Origin of the sequence: Propionicimonas sp., from assembly GCF_034927565.1 — a bacterium.
Lineage (GTDB): Bacteria > Actinomycetota > Actinomycetes > Propionibacteriales > Propionibacteriaceae > Propionicimonas.
Genome location: NZ_JAYFPT010000038.1, coordinates 1 through 15,309, shown reverse-complemented (window position 1 = coordinate 15,309; position 15,309 = coordinate 1). Strand labels below are relative to the sequence as shown.

At 69.2% G+C, this 15,309-nt stretch carries 14 protein-coding genes; 12 read left to right on the top strand and 2 right to left on the bottom strand.

The window, feature by feature from the left end; all coding sequences use genetic code 11:
* Position 1 precedes the first annotated feature (1 nt).
* Positions 2-907 carry an N-acetylglucosamine kinase gene (locus tag VB080_RS07695; protein WP_323417852.1) on the bottom strand — a complete coding sequence of 302 codons (906 nt, stop codon included), beginning with the start codon at positions 905-907 and terminating at the stop codon, positions 2-4.
* A 119-nt stretch (positions 908-1,026) separates the two neighbouring features.
* Positions 1,027-2,172 (bottom strand): ROK family transcriptional regulator, encoded by a 1,146-nt coding sequence (locus tag VB080_RS07690; protein ID WP_323417851.1) that lies wholly within the window; start codon positions 2,170-2,172, stop codon positions 1,027-1,029.
* Between the two features lie 109 nt (positions 2,173-2,281).
* Here VB080_RS07690 and ftsY point away from each other — a divergent pair, with 109 nt between their 5' ends.
* The 12 genes from ftsY (at position 2,282) to VB080_RS07630 (ending at position 15,233) form a co-directional block, all read left to right on the top strand.
* The gene (gene ftsY, locus VB080_RS07685) at positions 2,282-3,427 is read left to right on the top strand and encodes a signal recognition particle-docking protein FtsY (RefSeq protein ID WP_416339620.1); all 1,146 of its coding nucleotides are present in this window, start codon (positions 2,282-2,284) and stop codon (positions 3,425-3,427) included.
* Positions 3,428-3,476: 49 nt separating this feature from the next.
* Positions 3,477-5,033 (top strand): signal recognition particle protein, encoded by a 1,557-nt coding sequence (gene ffh / locus VB080_RS07680; RefSeq protein ID WP_323417849.1) that lies wholly within the window; start codon positions 3,477-3,479, stop codon positions 5,031-5,033.
* 5 nt (positions 5,034-5,038) lie between these two features.
* The gene (locus VB080_RS07675) at positions 5,039-6,148 is read left to right on the top strand and encodes an amidohydrolase family protein (RefSeq protein WP_323417848.1); all 1,110 of its coding nucleotides are present in this window, start codon (positions 5,039-5,041) and stop codon (positions 6,146-6,148) included.
* Between the two features lie 40 nt (positions 6,149-6,188).
* Entirely contained in the window at positions 6,189-6,968 is a 780-nt protein-coding gene (locus VB080_RS07670; protein WP_416339617.1) for a radical SAM protein, read from the top strand.
* An 11-nt stretch (positions 6,969-6,979) separates the two neighbouring features.
* Positions 6,980-9,397, top strand: a complete 2,418-nt coding sequence (gene hypD, locus VB080_RS07665) for a trans-4-hydroxy-L-proline dehydratase (protein WP_323417847.1) — start codon at positions 6,980-6,982, stop codon at positions 9,395-9,397.
* A gap of 207 nt (positions 9,398-9,604) precedes the next feature.
* Positions 9,605-10,045, top strand: a complete 441-nt coding sequence (rpsP, locus tag VB080_RS07660) for a 30S ribosomal protein S16 (RefSeq protein WP_323417846.1) — start codon at positions 9,605-9,607, stop codon at positions 10,043-10,045.
* Positions 10,046-10,047: 2 nt separating this feature from the next.
* Positions 10,048-10,302, top strand: a complete 255-nt coding sequence (locus tag VB080_RS07655) for an RNA-binding protein (RefSeq protein WP_323417845.1) — start codon at positions 10,048-10,050, stop codon at positions 10,300-10,302.
* A gap of 10 nt (positions 10,303-10,312) precedes the next feature.
* Positions 10,313-10,891 (top strand): ribosome maturation factor RimM, encoded by a 579-nt coding sequence (rimM, locus tag VB080_RS07650; protein ID WP_323417844.1) that lies wholly within the window; start codon positions 10,313-10,315, stop codon positions 10,889-10,891.
* The gene (trmD, locus tag VB080_RS07645) at positions 10,881-11,603 is read left to right on the top strand and encodes a tRNA (guanosine(37)-N1)-methyltransferase TrmD (RefSeq protein ID WP_323417843.1); all 723 of its coding nucleotides are present in this window, start codon (positions 10,881-10,883) and stop codon (positions 11,601-11,603) included. Before rimM ends, trmD begins: the two co-directional genes overlap by 11 nt.
* Before the next feature lie 200 nt (positions 11,604-11,803).
* On the top strand, positions 11,804-12,445 hold the full coding sequence (locus VB080_RS07640) for a succinate dehydrogenase cytochrome b subunit (protein WP_416339619.1): 642 nt from the start codon (positions 11,804-11,806) through the stop codon (positions 12,443-12,445).
* A complete protein-coding gene (locus VB080_RS07635; RefSeq protein ID WP_323417842.1) occupies positions 12,442-14,475 on the top strand; it encodes a fumarate reductase/succinate dehydrogenase flavoprotein subunit in 2,034 nt (677 codons plus the stop codon). The genes VB080_RS07640 and VB080_RS07635 overlap by 4 nt, the downstream gene beginning before the upstream one ends.
* Complete coding sequence (locus VB080_RS07630) at positions 14,472-15,233, top strand: succinate dehydrogenase/fumarate reductase iron-sulfur subunit (protein WP_323417841.1); 762 nt, start codon at positions 14,472-14,474, stop codon at positions 15,231-15,233. Before VB080_RS07635 ends, VB080_RS07630 begins: the two co-directional genes overlap by 4 nt.
* The last annotated feature ends 76 nt before the right edge of the window (positions 15,234-15,309 follow it).

Genomic DNA, 15,309 nt, shown 5'->3' with positions numbered 1-15,309 from the left:
ATCACTCCTTCATCACTGTGGGTCGTTGAAGGTGCCGGGCCAGGGCCACCGCGCCGGTCACCGGCGACCGGTCGAGGACGGTGACCCTGAGGTCCGGTTCCTGACGTTGAAGGGCGCCGATCACGGCGTTCGCGAGCCGGGGTTGGGCGACCGCCACACCGCCACCGAGAACCACGTCGGTGGCGCAGACGCCGAGCCGGCGCAGCCGGCCGACGTCATGGGCGAGGGCGTCGGCGTCGGCCTCGATCACCGTCAGCGCGAGCGGGTCGCCCGCCTCGGCGGCGTCGAAGACCAGCGGGCACAGGCCACCCCAGTGGGTGATCTCGGCGTCGTCGGTGAAGTCGTAGGCCAGCCCGACCGGGTCGGGCGAGCCGTAGTGGGCCATCAGGGCGGTGGCCAGCGGCCCGGGCCGTTCGCCGTCGTCATCGGCGCGCAGGATCTCGATCACGGCGTGCCGGACCAGACCGGGTGCGCTACCGGGATCGCCGAGGATCCAGCCGTGACCGCCTACCTTGACGATGCGGCCGTCGCGGTCGCGTCCCACCACGATCGAGCCGGTGCCGGCGACCACGTTGATCGACCTGCCGCGTCCCATCGCCGGGCCGAAGAGTTCGGCGTCGTTCACCACCTGCACCGGGCCGGGATGGCTGTCACGCAGCCAGGTGGCGAACCGGGAGCACTGCTCGTCGGTGTCGCAGCCGCTGATCCCGACCGCCAGTGCGACGTCAGCCCGGCCGATCGCCCTGCCCGGCACCTGGTCCAGCAGCCGCACCGCATTGGCCGGGTCGGAGAACAGGGTGCCACGCCGCCAGGCGGCGGTGGCGAAGCTGCTCTCGGCGACAACGGCCGACCCGGAGGCAACCACGACCCGGGTGTGGGTACCGCCGACGTCTATCCCGACTTCCATGACACCTCTGTCAAGCGCTGGGGACCTACTTTGTGACTTTTGTTTCACATCGTCTGGATTGAAAGCTAGGCCTTTCGTTGCCCCGCGGCAAGGGGGTGGGAGACAACGAAACCTGATCGTTACCGGCTGCCCACGCTGGTCAGTGCGAGCTGGGCCGCTCCGACCACGATGGCTTCCTCGCCGAGGCCGGCAGGTTCGATCCGGGGCACCCGCAGGATTCGTCCGAGCAACCGTTCGTTGATGCGGGGAACCATCGCCTCCACCTCGGCGGCCACCGGACCGCCGCCGAGGATCACCAGTCCGGGGTCGAGCACGACGCACAGCGCCGACACCGCCAGGGCGATGTAGTCCAGGAGATCCTCGGCGAACGCGCCGGCCTCGCCGCCCGTGCTCGAGCCGGCGGTGATCAGATGGGGGAGGGTGGCCCCGCCTGGGCCGAGGCTGAGCCCGAGCCGCTGGGCCTGGATGGTGAGCCGTTCGGAGCCGATCAGGGTCTCCAGTTCGCCCCGGCCGGGGAACAGTCGGCGCAGTGACTCGCGGCCGGTGAGCAGGTAGCCGATCTCGCCCGCCTCATGGTGTGAGCCGCGGTAGAGCCGTCCGTTCATGATCAGCCCCGCGCCCAGTCCGCTCCGCACGACGATCGCCACCAGGTCGTCCACCTGGCGTCCGACACCGCGCACGTGTTCGCCGATGGCAAGGCAATTCGCATCATTTTCCAGCAGCACGGGGACGGGGCTGCGGCGGGTCAGCACCGAACCGAGGGCAAGTCGGTCCCAGCCGAGTTCGTGGATCGCGGTCACGGTGCCGTGCTCGTCGCCGACCACGCCCGGCACGGCCACGCCGACCGCGAGCGGGGGGTCTGCGGGGGCGACCACCAGTGAGTCGAACAGTCGCAGGGTGTGGTCGAGCCGCTGCTCAGGAGTCGGGTGGTGCCCTGGTTGGGTCTCGAACGGCTCGAAGCGACGGGTGAGGATCTCGCCGTCGAGGGACATCACCACGCCGCTGGCCGATTCGTCGGTGACCGAGACGCCGGCGACGGTCAGCGCCGACCCGTTGTAGCGCAGCAACTCCGACGGCCGTCCACCGGTGGACGGCCGATGTCCGCCTGCCACCAGGATCCGGGCACGGCCGAGCCGGGCGGTCACCCGGTTGACGGTGGCCGGGCTCAGCCCGGTGAGGGCGACCAGTTCCTGGCGGGAGAGCGGACCGTGGTCACGGACTGCGCGCACCAGCAGTTCCTGGCTCGTCGGCAGCTGCGGAGTCATCGGCGGTCCCTTCCGGGACTTTGATATCACCCTTGGTGTAAGAAAGTAAATGCACCAGGGTCCGAACTCGCCTACCATGACCGGCGTGGACTGGATCTTCTGGCTGATCATGGCCGGGGTTGCGGTGGCGATCCTGGTGGCCTCGACGGTGATCGTGGTGGGCAATCGACGTGCCCGCCTTGAGGGTGGCGCGCCCGCCGCCACGCTGCCGCCCGCCCCCGCGCCGCCGGAGGCGCCGACACCGGATGTCGTGCCGGTGGTGCCGGAATCCGGGGAACCTGCGTCCGTCGTCCCCGAGCTGGCTGCCGCTGCGGCGGTCGAGCGGCCGGAGGCCCCGGCATCGCGGATGGCTCGGCTGCGCCGGCGGCTGTCGGCCAGCAACAACCCGTTCGCCCGCGGGCTGCTGGGCCTGCTCTCGGCGGACCAGCTGGACGAGGAGGCCTGGGAGGACCTGGAGGCCACCCTGATCACCGCCGACCTCGGGGTCGGCCCGACCACCGAGCTGGTCACCGCGCTGCGCTCCGAGCTGGCCATCGACGGGGTGGCCGACCCGGCCAAGGCCCGGCAGGTGCTGCGGTCGGAGCTGGTGAAGCTGGTCGACCCCACCCTGGACCGCTCGCTGAATGTCACCGGCTCCGACGGCGCGCCCGGGGTGGTGCTGGTGGTCGGCGTGAACGGTACCGGCAAGACCACCACCATCGGCAAGCTCGCCCGCGTCCTGGTGGCCGAGGAGAAGAGCGTCCTGCTGGGCGCCGCGGACACCTTCCGCGCCGCGGCGGCCGACCAGCTGCAGACCTGGGGCTCCCGGGTGGGCGTCGACGTGGTTCGCGGCCCGGAAGGCGGCGACCCGGCGTCGGTGGCCTACGACACCATTGAGCGCGGCCTGGCCGACGGCACCGACGTGGTGGTGATCGACACCGCCGGCCGGCTGCACACCAAGACCGGCCTGATGGACGAACTCGGCAAGATCAAGCGTGTGGTCGAGCGCCGGGCACCGGTCACCGAGGTACTGCTGGTGATCGACGCCACCACCGGGCAGAACGGCCTGATCCAGGCCCGGGTGTTCGCCGAGGTGGTGGATGTCACCGGCATCGTGCTGAGCAAGCTGGACGGTTCGGCCAAGGGCGGCATCATCGTCGCCGTGCAGCGCGAACTCGGCGTGCCGGTGAAGCTGATCGGCCTGGGTGAAGGCCCCGACGACCTGGCGCCCTTCGAGGCGGAGTCCTTCGTCGATGCCCTGCTGAGCGAGGCTTAGCCTGCCGGTAAGCTTGCGCGGGTACCCCTAGCGTGAGGAAGTTTCCGCCTTGTTCGACACCCTGCAGGACCGCCTTTCGGCCGCCTTCCGCACCCTGCGGGGCAAGACCCGGCTGACCCCGGCCGATATCGAGGCAACCACCCGCGAGATCCGGCTGGCGCTGTTGGAGGCCGACGTCAACCTCGGCGTGGTCAAGGACTTCATCGCCGCGGTGCGGGAACGCGCCAGCGGTGCCGAGATTCACCAGGCGCTCAACGCCGGCCAGCAGATTATCAAGATCGTCAACGAGGAGCTCATCACCATCCTCGGCGGCCAGGCCCGTCCGCTGCGATTCGCCAAGACCCCGCCGACGGTGATCATGCTCGCCGGCCTGCAGGGTTCCGGCAAGACCACCCTGGCCGGCAAGCTGGGCCGCTGGCTGCGCAGCCAAGGCCACTCGCCGCTGCTGGTCGCGGCCGATCTGCAGCGTCCCAACGCGGTCAACCAGTTGCAGGTGGTGGGGGAGCGGGCGGGCGTCCACGTCTTCGCCCCCGAACCGGGCAACGGGGTGGGCGACCCGGTCCAGGTGGCACGCGACTCGATCGCCCACGCCCAGGCCAAGCTCTACGACGTGGTGATCGTCGACACCGCCGGCCGGCTCGGGGTGGACGCCGAGCTGATGCAGCAGGCGATCGACATCCGGAGCGCGGTCAACCCGACCGAAGTGCTGTTCGTGGTCGACGCCATGATCGGCCAGGACGCGGTCAACACCGCCCAGGCCTTCGCCCAGGGCGTCGGCTTCGACGGTGTGGTGCTGTCCAAGCTGGACGGTGACGCCCGCGGTGGCGCCGCGCTGTCGATCGCCCGGGTCACCGGCCGGCCGATCATGTTCGCCTCCAACGGCGAGGGGCTGGACGACTTCGACGCCTTCCACCCCGACCGGATGGCCAGCCGGATCCTCGGCATGGGCGACGTCCTGACCCTGATCGAGCAGGCCGAGAAGACCTTCGACGCCGAACAGTCCGCCAAGGCCGCCCAGAAGCTGCTGCAGGGCAAGGGCGAGTTCGGGCTGGACGACTTCCTGCAGCAGATGCAGGCCGTGCGCCGGATGGGTCCGCTGTCGAAGATCCTGGGCATGATGCCCGGGATGGGCCAGATGAAGGACCAGATCAACGCCATCGACGAGCGTGAGATCGACCGGCTGGAGGCGATCATCTACTCGATGACCCCGGCTGAGCGGGCGAACCCGAAGATCCTCGACGGCTCCCGCCGGGCACGGATCGCGGCCGGCTCGGGAACCAAGGTCTCCGACGTGAACGGCCTGGTCAACCGCTTCTTCGAGGCCCGCAAGATGATGGCAGGACTGGGGCAGATGGCCGGGATGGGCATGCCCGGAGCCCGCCGCCAGCCGGCGAAACAGCAGGCCAAGAAGGGAAAGGGGCGGCACAAGGTCTCCGGCAACCCGGCCAAGCGCGCCCAGGGTGCGGTGACTCCCGCACCGGAGCCGACGCCGACCGCGTCGGCGTTCGGTACCCCGGCGGTGCCGTCCGAGGCCGACCTGGCCAAGGCGATGGGCGAGTTCCAGCTCCCGCCCGACCTGCAGAAGCTGTTCAACCAGGGTTCCTGAGCGCCATGGGCATCGAGCGACGCACCGGGCCGGAACCCTCCTGCCTGCACCTGCGCGGGACGGTGCTGCCCGACGGCGAGGTCCGCGACCTGTGGCTGGTCGACGGCCTGGTGCGCACCCAGCCGGCAGCCGGCGCCGTGACGGTTACCACCGAAGGCTGGATCATGCCGGGCCTGGTGGACGCCCACTGCCACATCGGACTGGACAGCGCTGGCGGGGTCGACCGTCCCACCGCCGAGGCGCAGGCCCGTGCTGACCGGGACGCCGGCACCCTGCTGGTCCGAGACGCCGGCTCGCCGATCGACACCCACTGGATCGACCAGCGCGAGGAACTGCCGCGGATCATCCGGGCGGGCCGGCACATCGCCCGGCAGAAGCGCTATCTGCGCAACTACGCCGTCGAGATCGACCCCGAGGCGCTGCTCGCCGAGGTCGACCGGCAGGCCAGAGCGGGTGACGGCTGGGTGAAGCTGGTCGGGGACTGGATCGATCGCGAGGTCGGCGATCTGGCTCCGTTGTGGCCGGCCGACCTGGCCGCGGCCGCGATCGCCCGGGCACACGAACTGGGCGCCCGGGTGACCGCGCACTGTTTTGCCGAACAGTCGGTGCAGGAACTGGTCCGGGCCGGGATCGACGGCATCGAGCACGGCACCGGTCTGGACGACGACACCATCGCCCTGATGGCCGAACGCCAGGTGTCGCTGGTGCCGACGCTGATCAACCTGGAGAATTTCCCCAGCTTCGCCGCGGCCGGCCAGGCGAAGTTCCCGACCTACGCGACCCACATGCGCGAGTTGTTCGCCCGCCGTCTCCGGACCATCGGTCAGGCAAAGGACGCCGGTATCCCGATCTTCGCCGGCACCGACGCCGGCGGCACCATCCCGCACGGCATGCTACCCGCGGAAATCGCCCTGCTCGCCCGGGTCGGCGGTGGCGACTTCGCACTGGGGGCCGCGTCCTGGCGGGCCCGCGCCTGGCTGGGGGCGCCCGCCTGCCTGGACGAGGGCGCCTGGGCCGATCTGGTGGTCTATGACGCCGACCCGCGGACCGACGTGGCGGTGACCCGGGCGCCCCGGCTGGTGATCCTGCGGGGCCGGGTGGTGGCCCGCGGCTGACGTCCGCCCGGCACTAGGATGAGCGCCGAGAGGAGGCGCGGTGTCGATCCCCTGCGTGTTCAACATCCAGCGCTTCTGCGTCCATGACGGCCCCGGGCTGCGCACCACGATCTTCTTCAAGGGTTGCCCGCTGCAGTGCCCGTGGTGCCACAACCCCGAGTCGCAGTCCTTCGACCCCGAACCGATGCCGGACGCCTCCGGCCGGATCGAGCAGGTCGGCCGCCGCTACCCGCTGGACGAGCTCGTTGCCGAGGCCGCCAGCGACGTGCTGTTCTTCGATCAGTCGGGCGGAGGAGTGACCTTCTCCGGCGGCGAGGTGATGGCGATGCCGGAGTTCGACTACGTCCTCGAATTGGCCCGGCGGCTCAGGGCCAAAGGTATCTCGCTCGGCATTGACACCTGCGGCGTGGCCGCCACCACCCGCTTCGAGCAGTTGGCGCCGTTCGCCGACTTCTGGCTCTATGACCTGAAATTCCTCGACTCGGTCGCCCATCGGGCCTGGACCGGCGCCTCCAACCGGCTGGTGCTGCGCAACCTGGAGACCCTCGCGGGGCTGGGCGCCACCATCGACCTGCGGATGATCCTGCTGGACGGCCTCAACGCCGACCCGGCCACGGTCGAGCGAACGCTTGATTGGCTCGCCGCGCACGACGTCCGTCCCCGGCGGCTGCACCTGCTGCCCTACCACCGGCTCGGGTCCGACAAACAGGCCCGACTGGGACGCCCGGCTCAGCAATTCGTCTCCCCGAGCGACGCTACGATGGCCGGGCTGAAGGAACTCGCTGAGCGATACGTGGAGGACGTGGTCGTCGGCGGGTGAGGGAAGGCGAGATGACAGCCACCATGACCGCGGCCACTGCTGGCACCACGGAGGTCACCGGACGCGGATCCACGCCACGCACCCGGCGACTGCGCGAGCAGAGCGAGACCACCCGGCCACGGATCTGTCTGGAACGCGCGCTGATCGAGACCCGGGTGTACGCCGAGCGTGAGGGCAAGGTGCCGGTTCCGGTGCTGCGCGGCGAGTTCTTCCGGCGGTTGATGGCCGAACGGACGCTTTACCTGGGCGACGACGAACTGATCGTGGGAGAGAAGGGTGATGCGCCGCAGGCCGCCCCCACCTTCCCCGAGTTGTGCTGCCACACCCTGGCCGACCTCGACACCATGGACACCCGTGAACGGGTCAGCTTCGCGGTCACCGACAGCGACCGCCGGCTGCAGGCCGAGGTGATCATCCCGTTCTGGGGTGAGCGCGCGACCATGACGAAGATGAACGCCGCGCTGCCCGAGGCCTGGCACCGGCTCTTCGAAGCCGGCCTGTTCACCGAGTTCATGGCCCAGCGTGGCCCCGGCCACACCGTCGCCGACGGCAAGATCTACGCCCGCGGCTACCTCGACTTCATGGCCGACATCGACGCCCGGCTGGCGGCCATCGACTACGGCACCGACCTGGAAGCCGCCAGTCACGCCGCCGAGCTGCAGGGTATGCGGCTGGTCTGCGAGGGCATGGTCATCCTCGGCGAGCGCTACGCCGCCCTGGCCCGGGCAGAGGCCGCCCAGGCCACCGACCCGGTCCGCCGGGCCGAACTGCTCGAGCTGGCCGAGGTCTGTGACGTCGTGCCCGCGCACGCGCCCCAGACCTTCCGGCAGGCCATCCAGATGTACTGGTTCACCCACATCGGGGTGACCTGCGAGATGAACAACTGGGACGCCTACTCACCCGGCAAGCTCGACCAGCACCTGGAGCCGTTCTACGACCGCGAACTCGCCAACGGCAGCCTCACCCGCGAGCAGGCCCGGGAGTACCTGGAATGCCTGTGGGTGAAGTTCAACAACCAGCCCGCCCCGCCGAAGGTCGGGATCACGCTCAAGGAGAGCGCGACCTACACCGACTTCTGCAACCTCAACACCGGGGCACTGCGGCCCGACGGCAGCTGCGGGGTGAGCGAGGTCAGCTACCTGATCCTGGAGGTGATGGACGAGTTGCGGCTGCTGCAGCCCAGCTCCAACGTCCAGATCTCCCGCAAGAGCCCCGAGCATTTCCTGCGCGCGGCGCTGACGATCTCCCGCAAGGGCTGGGGCCAGCCGGCGTTCTACAACGCCGAGGCGATCGTCGCCGAGTTGCTGGCGATGGGCAAGACGCTGGACGACGCCCGCTCCAGTGGCATCGCGTCGGGCTGCGTCGAGACCGGGACGGCCGGCAAGGAGGCCTACGTCCTGACCGGCTACCTCAACGTCCCCAAGATCCTCGAACTGGTGCTCAACCGCGGCTTCGACCACTACACCGGCCGCCAGGTGGGCCTCGACCTGGGCGACCCGCGCGGCTTCGCCGACTACGACGGGCTCTTCGACGCCTTCGTGCGGCAATTGCGCTACGTGGCCGACGTGAAGGTGGCGGGGAACAACCTGATCGAACAGCTGTTCTCCGCCACCATGCCGGTACCGCTGCTGTCGGTCATCACCGACGACTGCATCGCCAGCGCGACGGACTACAACGCCGGCGGGGCGCGCTACAACACCAGCTACATCCAGTGCGTCGGGATCGCCACCATCGCCGACTCACTGGGGGTGATCAAGCAGCACGTCTTCGAGGACGGCACGCTCACCATGGATCGGCTGCTGGCGGCCTGCGAGGCGGACTTCGCCGGTTTCGACGACGTCTTCGCGCTGGCCTTCGACGGCACCCCGAAGTACGGCAACGACGACGATGCCGCCGATGCCCTGGTCCGCCAGGTCGTCCAGGCGCTGCAGGACGAGGTCGCCGGCCGTCCCACCCCGAAGGGTGCGAAGACGATCGTGGAGTTCCTGCCCACCACCTGCCACATCTACTTCGGCCAGGTGATGGAGGCCTCGCCCAACGGCCGCCACAAGGGCGTGCCACTGCCGGACGGGGTCTCGCCGGAGAAGGGCGCCGACCGCAGAGGGCCCACCGCGGTGGTCAGTTCGGCGGCCAAGATCGACCAGCTCAAGACCGGCGGTGCCCTGCTGAACCAGAAGTTCACCCCGTCGGTGGTCGCCGGGGAGCAGGGGCTGGCGGCGCTGGCGGCGCTGATCCGCGGCTATTTCGCGATGGACGGCCACCACCTGCAGTTCAACGTTGTCGACCGGGCGACGTTGCTCGACGCCCAGGCGCATCCCGAGCAGTACACCGACCTGATCGTGCGGGTGGCCGGCTACAGCGACTACTTCAACAACCTCGACCGGGCACTGCAGGACGAGATCATCGCCCGCACCGAGCAGACGCTGTGACTGCGCGACGTTGCGGACCGCCGCCGGTTCGCGTCCGGCGGCCGGCTCTGGCACAATAGGCGCCGCATCTGTGCCCGCCGGAGCCCTCTCACCCCGACGGCGCGGATCCACCCGAACCAGTCGGCCGTTGCCCCACAGCGGACGCCCGGCTCACCCGTCCGGCCCGGTGACGTCACCGAGCCAAGTTCCACAGGAGAAACCACACTCGTGGCTGTCAAGATTCGTCTCAAGCGGCTCGGCAAGATCCGCCAGCCCTACTACCGCATCGTCGTGATGGACTCCCGCACCAAGCGGGACGGCCGCGCGATCGAGGAGATCGGCATCTACCACCCGAAGAACGACCCCTCGGTGATCGAGGTCAAGTCGGAGCGGGCACAGTACTGGCTCGGGGTCGGCGCGCAGCCGACCGAGGCCGTCGTGGCGCTGTTCAAGCGCACCGGCGACTGGCAGCAGTTCACCGGCGAGAAGGTCGAGTCCGGGGTCACCCCGCAGCCGGAGAAGAAGGACAAGGTCGCGATCTTCAACGCCGCCCTGGCCGAGGCCGACGACGCCCCGGCGTCCGCCGCCATCTCGGTGTCCAGGAAGAAGGCCGCCGCCGAGGCCACCGACGCCGCGCCGGAGTCCCCGGCCGAGGCCGACGAGGCCTGATCGTGCTGGCCGACGCACTGGAGCACCTGGTCCGTGGCCTGGTGCCCAACCCGGACGACGTCCGGGTGCGGGAATCCGACCGGGGTCGTGTCCGCACCTTCGAGGTGCGGGTGCATCCCGATGACATCGGCAAGGTGATCGGACGGCAGGGCCGCACCGCCGGCGCGCTGCGTACCGTGATCGGCGCCCTGGCCGGCCGCGAGCAGATCCGGATCGACTTCGTCGATGTCGACCGGCGCCCGAACCGGAGACGCTGACCGCTCGCCCATGGCCGCCGACACGATGGACGTTCTGGTCGGCCGGGTCGGCCGGGCCCACGGCCTGCGCGGCGAGGTCACCGTCCAGACCACCACCGACTCCCCGGAGCTGCGTTTCGCTCCGGGGAGTCGGTTGTACTCCGAGGCCGGAAGGCCGCTGACCGTCCGCTCCAGCCGGCAGCAGGCCGGTACCTGGGTGCTCGCCTTCGAGCAGGCTGGCGACCGGTCCGCAGCCGAGGCGCTGCGCGGCACCGAACTGTGGGCCGCGCTGGCGCCCGGCCAGGCCGGCGATCCCGACGGCGCCTTCCACGACACCGCGCTGATCGGCCTGGCTGTGGTCGATCCCGACGGGCAACCGCTGGGCAGGGTGACGCGCATCCTGCACCTGCCGGCCCAGGATCTGCTGGCGGTCGGGACGCCGGCAGGGGAGCGGCTGGTGCCGTTCGTCGAGGCGCTGGTGCCCGAGGTCGATCTGGCCCGGGGCCAGGTGGTGGTCACCCCGATTCCCGGCCTGCTGGACGACGACGCACAGACCGTGGCCCCGGAACCGCCGCGAACCGAGCCGGAAGGACACACCGATGCGTTGTGACGTGGTGTCGATCTTCCCCGAGTACTTCGCACCGCTGCAGCTGTCCCTGGTCGGCAAGGCGATCGCCGCCGGCCTGGTGGAGCTCGGCGTCCACGACCTGCGGACCTGGACCCACGACCGCCACCGGACCGTCGACGACACCCCCTACGGCGGCGGCGCCGGGATGGTGATGAAGCCCGAACCCTGGGGCGAGGCGCTGGACACGCTGGTACCCGCGGACGTGCAGCCGCCGCTCCTGGTGGTGCCGAGCCCCGCCGGGGTGCCGTTCAGCCAGGCCCTGGCCCAGGAGTTGTCCTCCCGGGACTGGCTGCTGTTCGGCTGCGGACGCTACGAGGGGATCGACGCCCGGGTGGTCGAGCACGCCGCCGGCCGGATGGAGGTCCTCGAGGTCAGCTTGGGCGACTACGTGCTCAACGGCGGCGAGGTGGCGGTGCTGGCCATCATCGAGGCCGTCGTCCGCCTGCTGCCCGGTGTGCTGGGCAACCCCGAGTCGCTCGCCGAGGAGTCCCACGGCACTGAACTCGACGGCCTGCTGGAGTACCCGGTCTACACCAAGCCTGCCACCTGGCGCGGCCTGGAGGTGCCCGCCGTCCTGCTGTCCGGGCATCACCAGCAGGTGGCCCGGTGGCGGGCCGAGCAGTCACTGGCCCGGACCCGGTTGCGCCGGCCCGACCTGCTTCCCGAAGCCATCGAAGAGGGCCCACAGGCCTGATTTACGACAAGGTGTCGTTGTTGAAATCCAGAAATTCGGTCGCTCGTCCAGTCCGCGTCCAGGATGTGGGACGTACGCCTGCTGAATAGGCCAAATGGTCAGACAGCCCCCGTCCGGATCACTAGGCTGTCAGCGTGGAAACAACGACTCTCACCCCGCACCAGAAGGCCCTGCGGTCGACGGTGGTCCTGAAGGTCATCATGGCCATCACAGGGCTGATCATGATCGGCTTCCTGCTGATGCACATGTATGGCAACCTCAAAGCCTTCCTCGGCGCGGAGGCCTTCGACCACTACGCTGAATGGCTCAAGGGCGACATCCTGTATCCGTTGCTGCCGAGCGGCTGGTTCATCTGGATCTTCCGGTTCGTGATGGTGGCCGCCATCGTGCTCCACATCTACAGCGCTGCGACGCTGTGGCGGCGGGCCAAGAGCGCGAACCCGGTGACCTACGAGGCCAAGAAGGCGCTCTCCCGGACCTACTCGGCGCGCACCATGCGCTGGGGCGGCATCATCCTGCTGACCGGCCTGATCTTCCACCTGCTGCAGTTCACGGTGAAGGCGACCCTGGTGTCGGCACCGTACGAGTCCACGCCGTACAACATGGTGGTCCTCGAGTTCCAGAACTGGTGGCTGGTGCTGGGCTACGCGATCTGGATGGTTGCGGTGTGCATGCACATCCGGCACGGCTTCTGGAGCGCCTTCACCACCCTGGGCGCCAACACCAGCCCCAAGGCCCGCGTGGTCCTCAACGGCTGCGCCTGGGTGGTAGCCATCCTGCTCTACATCGGCTTCATGATGATGCCGGTGGCCGTCCTGACTGGAGTGTTGAGTGCATCATGACCACAACTGAAAAGCCCGCGCCCGCGAAGACCCGGGCGCCCCGGGGGCCGAAGCCGGAGGACTTCTACACTCTCGGTGCCGAACTCCACGACACCAAGGCCCCGGACGGCCCGATCGAGGGCAAGTGGAGCACACGCAAGTTCGAGGCCAAGCTGGTCAACCCGGCCAACCGCCGCAAGCTGACGGTGATCATCGTCGGCACCGGCCTGGCCGGCGGTGCAGCAGCGGCGTCGCTGGGCGAGGCGGGCTACAACGTCCTCAACTTCTGTTATCAGGACAGCCCGCGGCGCGCCCACTCGATCGCCGCCCAGGGCGGCATCAACGCGGCCAAGAACTACCGCAACGACAACGACTCGACCTTCCGGTTGTTCTACGACACCGTCAAGGGCGGCGACTACCGCGCCCGGGAGACCAATGTCTACCGGCTGGCCGAGGTCAGCGCGAACATCATCGACCAGTGCGTGGCCCAGGGCGTCCCGTTCGCCCGGGAGTACGGCGGCCTGCTGGACACCCGCTCCTTCGGTGGCGTCCAGGTGCAGCGCACCTTCTACGCCCGCGGCCAGACCGGTCAGCAGCTGCTGATCGGCGCCTACCAGGCCCTGGAACGCCAGATCGCCGCCGGCACGGTGTCGATGTACAACCGGCACGAGATGCTGGAACTGATCGTGGTGGACGGCCGCGCCCGCGGCATCGTCACCCGCGACATGGTCACCGGCGAGATCGAGAGCTGGTTCGCCGACGCGGTGGTGCTGGCCACCGGCGGTTACGGCAACGTCTTCTTCCTGTCGACCAACGCGATGGGCTGCAATGTCACCGCCGGCTGGCGGGCGCACCGCAAGGGCGCCTACTTCGGCAACCCCTGCTACACCCAGATCCACCCGACCTGCATTCCGGTGCACGGCTCGAACCAGTCCAAGCTGACCCTGATGTCGGAGTCGTTGCGCAACGACGGCCGGATCTGGGTGCCCAAGAAGGCCGAGGACTGTGACTCCGACCCGCGTCAGATCGCTGAGGAGGATCGCGACTATTACCTGGAGCGGATCTACCCGGCGTTCGGCAATCTGGTGCCGCGTGACATCGCGTCCCGGCAGGCCAAGAACATGTGCGACGAGGGCCGCGGTGTCGGCCCGCAGGTCACCGAGGTCGACCCCGACGGCAACGAGCGCAAGGTTCGCCGCGGCGTCTACCTCGACTTCTCCGACGCGATCAGCCGGCTCGGCAAGGACGGCGTTTCCGCCCGCTACGGCAACCTGTTCGACATGTACGCCCAGATCACTGGCGAGAACCCGTACGAGACCCCGATGCGGATCTACCCGGCCGTCCACTACACCATGGGCGGGCTGTGGGTCGACTACGACCTGTCGAGCAACATCCCCGGCCTGTACGTCACCGGCGAGGCGAACTTCTCCGACCACGGTGCCAACCGGCTCGGTGCCTCGGCGCTGATGCAGGGTCTGGCGGACGGCTACTTCGTGCTGCCGAACACCATCAACGACTACCTGGCCGCGGCCCCGTTCGAGAAGATCGACGAGAGCCACCCGGCCGCGGTCGAGGCGCTGGAGTCGGTGAAGGGCCGGATCGACAAGCTGCTCAGCGTCAACGGAAGCCGGACGGTCGACTCCTTCCACAAGGAACTGGGGCAGATCATGTGGGAGTACTGCGGCATGGAGCGCCGGGAGGCCGGGCTGATCAAGGCCATCGGCCTGATCCGGGAACTGCGTGAGGAGTTCTGGCGGGACGTCAAGGTCACCGGCGTGAACGAGGATCTGAACCAGACCTTGGAGCGGGCCGGCCGGGTCGCCGACTTCTTCGATCTCGGCGAACTGATGTGCATCGACGCGCTGCACCGCCGCGAGTCCTGCGGCGGCCACTTCCGGGCCGAGAGCCAGACCCCCGAGGGCGAGGCGCTGCGCGACGACGAGAACTTCCTCTACGTCGCGGCCTGGGAGTACGCCGGCGACAAGCCGGTGCTCCACAAGGAACCACTGGTGTACAACTTCATCGAGCTGAAGCAACGGAGTTACAAGTGAACATCACCCTGCGCGTATGGCGCCAAGCGAACGCCCAGGCAGAGGGGCGCATGGTCACCTACCAGGTCACCGATGTGTCCCCGGACATGTCCTTCCTGGAGATGCTCGACCTGCTCAATGAGGATCTCACCGTCTCCGGTGAGGAGCCGGTGGCCTTCGACCACGACTGTCGTGAGGGCATCTGCGGCATGTGTGGTGTCGTGATCAACGGCACTGCCCACGGTCGCGGTGACTCCCCGGTGCCGACCACCACCTGCCAGCTGCACATGCGTTCCTTCGCCGATGGTGCCACCATCGACGTCGAGCCGTGGCGGGCCGGTCCGTTCCCGGTGATCAAGGATCTGGTGGTCGACCGCTCGGCCTTCGACCGGATCATCCAGGCCGGCGGCTACATCTCGGTCAACACCGGCTCGGCACCGGACGCCCACGCGGCTCCGGTCTCCAAGCTCAAGGCCGATCGCGGCTTCGACGCCGCGACCTGCATCGGCTGTGGCGCCTGTGTGGCGGCCTGCCCGAACTCCTCGGCCATGCTGTTCACTGCGGCGAAGATCACCCATCTGGCGATGCTCCCGCAGGGCCAGCCGGAACGGCACCTGCGGATCAAGAAGATGGTCGCCCAGCACGACGCCGAGGGCTTCGGCGGCTGCACCAACATCGGTGAGTGCTCGGCGGTCTGCCCCAAGGAGATCCCGCTGGACACGATCAGCCAGCTCAACCGCGACCTGATCGCCTCGCTGTTCAAGAAGGACGGCAAGTAACCCCAGCCTCTCCACCCCACCCCTCCACCGTTTGTGCGGAGTTCGGCGGGGAATCCGTCCGTCCCTTCCCCGCCGA

Excerpts from the sequence above, each read along its gene's own strand:
- VB080_RS07695 (WP_323417852.1), bottom strand. The coding sequence starts at position 907 with ATGGAAGTCGGGATAGACGTCGGCGGTACCCACACCCGGGTCGTGGTT.
- VB080_RS07690 (WP_323417851.1), bottom strand. The coding sequence starts at position 2,172 with ATGACTCCGCAGCTGCCGACGAGCCAGGAACTGCTGGTGCGCGCAGTC.
- ftsY (WP_416339620.1), top strand. The coding sequence starts at position 2,282 with ATGGCCGGGGTTGCGGTGGCGATCCTGGTGGCCTCGACGGTGATCGTG.
- VB080_RS07675 (WP_323417848.1), top strand. The coding sequence starts at position 5,039 with ATGGGCATCGAGCGACGCACCGGGCCGGAACCCTCCTGCCTGCACCTG.
- hypD (WP_323417847.1), top strand. The coding sequence starts at position 6,980 with ATGACAGCCACCATGACCGCGGCCACTGCTGGCACCACGGAGGTCACC.
- rimM (WP_323417844.1), top strand. The coding sequence starts at position 10,313 with ATGGCCGCCGACACGATGGACGTTCTGGTCGGCCGGGTCGGCCGGGCC.
- trmD (WP_323417843.1), top strand. The coding sequence starts at position 10,881 with ATGCGTTGTGACGTGGTGTCGATCTTCCCCGAGTACTTCGCACCGCTG.
- VB080_RS07640 (WP_416339619.1), top strand. The coding sequence starts at position 11,804 with ATGGCCATCACAGGGCTGATCATGATCGGCTTCCTGCTGATGCACATG.
- VB080_RS07635 (WP_323417842.1), top strand. The coding sequence starts at position 12,442 with ATGACCACAACTGAAAAGCCCGCGCCCGCGAAGACCCGGGCGCCCCGG.